This window comes from Streptomyces sp. NPDC056224 (assembly GCF_042267665.1).
Taxonomy (GTDB): Bacteria; Actinomycetota; Actinomycetes; order Streptomycetales; family Streptomycetaceae; genus Streptomyces.
Window position 1 is genome coordinate 20,537 of record NZ_JBHJTK010000068.1, and the last position, 6,963, is coordinate 27,499.

The window sequence follows — 6,963 nt, forward strand, 5'->3', positions numbered from 1 at the left end:
CGTGAGCACATCGGTGGAACAGGTCGTAGCAGCGCTGCGCAAGTCACTCACGGACAACGAGCGGCTGCGCGAGGAGAACGCCCGGCTCAGCGCCGCGAGCAACGACCCGATCGCGATCGTGGCCATGGCGTGCCGCTATCCGGGCGGGGCGGGCACGCCGGAGGACCTGTGGCGGCTCGTCGCCGACGGAACGGACGCGGTGTCCGGCTTCCCGGCCGACCGGGGCTGGGATCCGGGCGTCTACGACCCGGAGCCGGGCGTGCCGGGCAAGTCGTACGCCCGCGACGGCGCGTTCCTCTACGACGCGGCCGAGTTCGACCCGGCGTTCTTCGGGATCAGCCCGCGCGAGGCGCTGACCATGGACCCGCAGCAGCGGCTGCTGCTGGAGATCTCCTGGGAGGCCATCGAGCGGGCCGGGGTCGACCCGGGCACGCTGAAGGGCAGCCGGACCGGTGTGTACGCCGGGGTGATGTACCACGACTACGCGGACGGCAGCGCGGGCAGTTTCGTCTCCGGCCGCACCGCGTACACGCTCGGCCTGGAGGGCCCGGCGGTCACGGTGGACACGGCGTGCTCGTCCTCGCTGGTCGCGCTGCACATGGCGGCGCAGGCGCTGAGGTCGGGGGAGTGCTCCCTGGCGCTGGCGGGCGGTGTCACCGTGATGTCCACGCCCGACATGCTCGTGTACTTCAGCGAGCAGCGGGGGCTCGCGCCCGACGGCCGCTGCAAGCCGTTCGCGGCGGCGGCGGACGGCACGGGCTGGGGCGAGGGCGCGGGCGTCCTGCTGCTGGAGCGGCTCTCCGACGCCCGCCGCAACGGGCACCCGGTACTCGCGCTGGTCAGCGGCTCGGCCGTCAACCAGGACGGCGCGTCCAGCGCCATGACCGTGCCCAACGGTCCGGCGCAGCAGCGGGTGATCCGCCAGGCCCTGGCGGACGCCGGGATATCGGCGGCCGAGGTCGACGCCGTCGAGGCGCACGGTACGGGCACCCGGCTGGGCGACCCGATCGAGGCGCAGGCGCTGTTGGCCACGTACGGGCGGGGGCGTCCTTCGGAGCGGCCGCTGTGGCTGGGCTCCGTCAAGTCCAACTTCGGTCACACGCAGGCCGCGGCGGGTGTCGCGGGCATCATCAAGATGGTGATGGCGATGCGGCACGGAGTGCTGCCGCCGACCCTGCACGTGGACGCGCCGTCGGATCAGGTCGACTGGTCGGCGGGGAACGTGGAGCTGCTCACCGAGGCCCGCCAGTGGCAGGCGGAGGGCCGGCCGCGGCGGGCGGGCATCTCCTCGTTCGGACTGAGCGGGACCAACGCGCACGTGATCGTGGAGCAGGCGCCGGCCGGGGAGCCGGCGTCGGGCGAGGTGCCGGCGGGACCGCTGCCGCCGGTGGTGCCGTGGCCGGTGTCGGCGAAGACCGCGCAGGCCCTGGCGGACCAGGCGGCGGGTCTCCTCGCGCGGGTGGGCGACGGCGCGCTCCGGCCGGTGGACGTCGGCCACTCCCTGGCGGCCTCCCGCTCCCTGTTCGAACACCGGGCGGTGGTGGTGGGTGACCGCGAGAGCGGGCTCGCCGCCCTCGCGGCGGGTGAGGAACACCCCGCGGTGGTGACCGGTCAGGCGCAGTCCGGTGGCCGGACGGCGTTCCTGTTCACGGGGCAGGGTGCGCAGCGGTTGGGGATGGGGCGGGAGTTGTATGCCGCTTTCCCGGTGTTCGCGGAGGCTTTCGACGCGGTGTGTGCGGAGGTGGACGGGCATCTGGGCCGGTCGTTGTGTGAGGTGGTGTGGGGTGAGGACGCGGAGGCGTTGAACGCCACGGCCTTGACCCAGCCGGCGTTGTTCGCGCTTGAGGTGGCGTTGTTCCGGCTGGTCGAGGCGTGGGGCGTGAAGCCCGATGTCGTGGCCGGTCACTCGATCGGTGAGCTGGCGGCCGCGCATGTCGCCGGCGTGCTGTCGCTGGCGGACGCGGCCCGGCTGGTCGTGGCGCGTGGGCGTCTGATGCAGGAGCTTCCGGCGGGTGGGGCGATGCTGGCCGTGCAGGCCACCGAGGCGGAGGTGCTGCCGCTGTTGACCGACGGGGTCGGGATCGCGGCGGTCAACGGGCCGCAGTCCGTGGTGGTTTCGGGTGCCGAGGCCGGGGTGCTGGCCGTGGGTGAGCATTTCGCGGCGGTGGGGCGTAAGACGAGTCGTCTGTCGGTGTCGCACGCGTTCCATTCGTCGCTGATGGATCCGATGCTGGAGGAGTTCCGGGCCGTCGCGCGGGAGCTGACGTACGGCGAGCCGCGGATCGCGGCCGTCTCGACGGTGACGGGCGACCGCACCGGCGCCGCCTGGCAGTCGCCCGAGTACTGGGTGGGTCAGGTGCGCGAGGCGGTCCGGTTCGCCGACGCCGTCCGCACGCTGGAACAGCAGGGTGTGACCCGGTTCCTGGAGATCGGACCTGACGGCATCCTCACCGGACTCGCCCAGCAGGTCGCCGAATCCGAGCGGGCGGTCCTCGTACCGGCCCTGCGCCGCAACCGGCCCGAGCCCGAAGCGCTGGTCGCGGCCCTCTCCCGGCTGCACGTGGACGGCGTACGCGTCGACTGGCAGGCGTACTACGCGGGGACCGGCGCCCAGCGCCTCGACCTGCCGACCTACCCCTTCCAGCGCACCCGCTACTGGATCGACGCGGTGCGGGCGGCCGCAGCCCACGCCCACCCGCTGCTCGGCGCGGTGGTGACCCTGGCAGACTCGGGCGGCGCCGTCCTCACCGGACGCCTCGCCGTCGCCGCGCAGCCGTGGCTCGCCGATCACGTGGTGCGGGACACGATCCTCTTCCCCGGCTCGGGATTCGTGGAACTGGCGATCCGCGCGGGCGACCACGCGGGCTGCGACGTCCTCGAAGAGCTCGCCCTGCACGCGCCCCTCGTACTCCCCGAGGACGGTGCCGTCGCCGTACAGGTCGTCGTCGGCGCCGCCGACGGGACCGGGCGGCGCACGGTCGGGGTGTACGCGCGGGACGAGAGCCTCCCCGAATCCGACTGGACCCTGCACGCGGAAGGCGTACTGGCCGAAGGCGCGGACGCGCCCGCCTTCGACCTGGCCGCCGCCTGGCCCCCGCCCGGTGCGGTCCCGCTCCCGCTCGACGGCGCGTACGAGGCCCTGAGCGAGCGCGGTCTCGCCTACGGGCCGGCCTTCCAGGGCCTGACCGCCGCCTGGCGGCTCGACGGAGCCGTCTACGCCGAGGTGACGCTGGGCCAGGACATGGAGGCGGACGCGTACGGGCTGCACCCGGCGCTGCTGGACGCCTCGATGCACGCCGCGCTGGTGGACGGCGCCGATGACGACGGCGGTGCCACGGTCCTGCCGTTCGTCTGGAAGGACGTCCGGCTGTTCGCGGCCGGCACGTCGGCGGCCCGCGTACGGATTTCCCGGCCCACCCCGCAGAGCCTCTCCCTGGAGGTGGCGGACGCGGCCGGCGCCCCGGTCGCGGCGGTCGGTGGTGTCGTCGGCCGGGCCGTGGAGGAGTCCGGGACCGGCGGCCCCGCCGCGGATCCGCTCTACCGCGTCGTATGGCAGCCGGCGGCCGACGCCGCCGCGCCGGGCGAGTGGACGCGGTGGGAGGACGTGCCGGCCGAGGGCCCGGTCGACGCCACGGTCGTCCTGGAGTGCGCGGCGACCGGCGAGGACGTGCCGTCCGCCGTCCACGCCCTGACGGGCCGGGTCCTGGAGGTGCTGCAGACGTGGCTGGCCGACCAGAGGTTCGCCGCGTCGACCCTCGTGGTCGTCACGCGCGGTGCGGTCGCGGTCGGTGACGGCGATCCGGTCGACGTGCGGCAGGCCCCGGTATGGGGCCTGGTGCGGGCGGCGCAGGCGGAGAACCCCGGCCGGTTCGTGCTCCTGGACACGGAGGACGGGGCCGAGGGCGGCTCCGGCCCCGTACGGGCCCAGGGCGAACCGGAGTCGGCCGTACGCGACGGCCGGATCCTGGTTCCCCGGCTGGTCCGGGTCACGGCCGCGACCGGACCCGAGACGGCGTGGGACCCGGACGGGACGGTCCTCGTCACCGGCGGCACCGGCGGCCTGGGCGCCCTGGTGGCCGGGCACCTGGCGGCCGAGCACGGGGTCCGTCATCTGCTGCTGGTCGGCCGGCGGGGTGCGGACGCGCCCGGCGTCACCGAAGTCGTGACCGGTCTCGAGGAGTTGGGGGCGCGCGTCTCGGTCGCCGCGTGCGACGTCTCCGACCGGGACGCCCTCGCGGCGCTCCTGGCCGGGGTGGACCCCGCGCACCCGCTGCGCGGAGTCGTCCACGCGGCGGGCGTACTCGACGACGCGATGATCACCTCGCTCACCGCCGAGCGGGTGACCGGCGTCCTCGCCCCCAAGGCGGATGCCGCCTGGCACCTGCACGAGCTGACCGAAGGCCTCGGCCTCACCGCGTTCGTCCTCTTCTCGTCCATCGCCGGCACCCTCGGCTCGACGGGACAGGGCAACTACGCCGCCGCCAACGCCTTCCTCGACGCCCTGGCCGCCCACCGCCGGGCCGGCGGACTCGCCGCCGTCTCCATGGCCTTCGGGCTGTGGGACACCGCGGGCGGCATGGGCACCCGGCTCGGCGCCGCCGAGCTGGAGCGGATGCGCCGGGCGGGCACCCCCGCCCTCCCCGCCGACCGCGGCCTCGCCCTCTTCGACGCCGCGCTGCGATCGGGTGCCGCCGCCACCGTGCCGGTCCGCCTGGACCTCGGCGTACTGCGCGCACAGGCGGAGGAGACCCCCGCCCTGCTGCACGGCCTCGTACGCACCCCCGGCCGCCGGACGACCCGCACCGGGTCCGGCTCCCCGGCGCTGCGCGGCAGGCTCGCGGGTCTGACCGGAGCCGACCGCGCCGCCGCCGTGCTCGACCTGGTCCGTACGACGGTCGCGACGGTCCTGGGACACGCCTCGGGCGACGCCATCGAACCCGGCCGTGCCTTCGACGAGCTGGGCTTCGACTCGCTGACGGCCGTCGAACTGCGCAACCGGCTCGACTCGGCCACCGGTCTGCGGCTTCCGGCCACGCTGATCTTCGACTACCCGACCGCCGAGGCGGCAGCGGCGTACGTACGAGAACTCCTCGACGGCACCCCGGACGCGGGCTCCGCGCAGGGGGCGGCCGTCGCCGTCCGCGCCACGGACGACGATCCGATCGTGATCGTCGGCATGGCCTGCCGCTACCCGGGCGGGGTGACCACGCCGGACGGCCTGTGGCGGCTGGTCGCCGACGGCGTGGACGCGATCGCCCCCCTGCCCGACGACCGGGGCTGGGATCCGGGCGTCTACGACCCGGAGCCGGGCGTGCCGGGCAAGTCGTACGCCCGCGACGGAGGCTTCCTCTACGACGCGGCCGAGTTCGACCCGGCGTTCTTCGGGATCAGCCCGCGCGAGGCGCTGACCATGGACCCGCAGCAGCGGCTGCTGCTGGAGACCTCCTGGGAGGCCATCGAGCGGGCCGGGGTCGACCCGGGCACTCTGAAGGGCAGCCGGACCGGTGTGTACGCCGGGGTGATGTACCACGACTACGCCGGCGGCACAGCGGGCAGTCTCGTCTCCGGCCGGGTCGCCTACACCCTGGGGCTGGAGGGCCCGGCGGTCACGGTGGACACGGCGTGCTCGTCCTCGCTGGTCGCGCTGCACATGGCGGCGCAGGCGCTGAGGTCGGGGGAGTGCTCCCTGGCGCTGGCGGGCGGTGTCACCGTGATGTCCACGCCCGACATGCTCGTGTACTTCAGCGAACAGCGCGGCCTGTCCGTGGACGGCCGCTGCAAGTCCTTCGGCGCGGGCGCGGACGGTACCGGCTGGGGCGAGGGCGCCGGCATGCTGCTGTTGGAGCGGCTCTCCGACGCGCGGCGCAACGGGCACCCGGTGCTGGCGACGGTGCGGGGTTCGGCGCTGAACCAGGACGGTGCGTCGAACGGTCTGACCGCGCCGAACGGGCCCGCGCAGCAGCGGGTGATCCGCCAGGCCCTGGCGGACGCCGGGCTGTCGGCGGCCGAGGTGGACGCGGTCGAGGCGCACGGTACGGGCACCCGGCTGGGCGACCCGATCGAGGCGCAGGCGCTGCTGGCCACGTACGGACAGGGGCGGCCCGAGGGGCAGCCGCTGTGGCTGGGTTCCATCAAGTCCAACATGGGTCACACGCAGGCCGCGGCGGGCGTGGCGGGCATCATCAAGATGGTGATGGCGATGCGGCACGGAGTGCTGCCGCCGACCCTGCACGCCGAGGAGCGCTCGGACCAGATCGACTGGTCGGCGGGCGAGGTGGAACTGCTCACCGAGGCGCGCGAGTGGGACGCGACGGACCGGCCGCGCCGGGCCGCCGTCTCCTCGTTCGGACTGAGCGGGACCAACGCGCACGTGATCGTGGAGGAGGCACCGCGGGAAGCCGTGACCGAGGCCGCTGTGGGCGAGCCGGGGGCCGGACTGCCCGTCGTGCCGTGGGTGCTGTCGGCGAAGTCCGCGAAGGCGCTGGCCGGCCAGGCCGAGCGGCTGCTCGGGGTGGCGGACGCCCACCGCCCCGAGGACATCGGGCACGCCCTCGCCACCTCGCGCGGTGCCATGGAGCACCGGGCGGTGATCGTGGCCGACGACCGCCCGGGCGCCCTCGCGGCGCTGGCCGCGGGTCAGCAGTCCCCGGGGGTGGTCAGCGGGGCGGTGGCGAAGGGCTCGACGGCGTTCCTGTTCACGGGTCAGGGTGCGCAGCGGTTGGGGATGGGGCGGGAGTTGTATGCCGCTTTCCCGGTGTTCGCGGAGGCTTTCGACGCGGTGTGTGCGGAGATCGACCCGCATCTGGGCCGGTCGTTGTGTGAGGTGGTGTGGGGTGACGACCCGGAGGCGTTGAACGCCACGGCCTTGACCCAGCCGGCGTTGTTCGCGCTTGAGGTGGCGTTGTTCCGGCTGGTCGAGGCGTGGGGCGTGAAGCCCGATGTCGTGGCCGGTCACTCGATCGG

General features: G+C 74.7%; 1 protein-coding gene. It reads left to right on the forward strand.

All coding sequences use genetic code 11. From position 1 onward, the window contains the following. Position 1 precedes the first annotated feature (1 nt). Positions 2-6,963: SDR family NAD(P)-dependent oxidoreductase (locus ACFCZ1_RS36625; protein WP_376682628.1), on the forward strand; the 6,962-nt coding region annotated here is incomplete at its 3' end.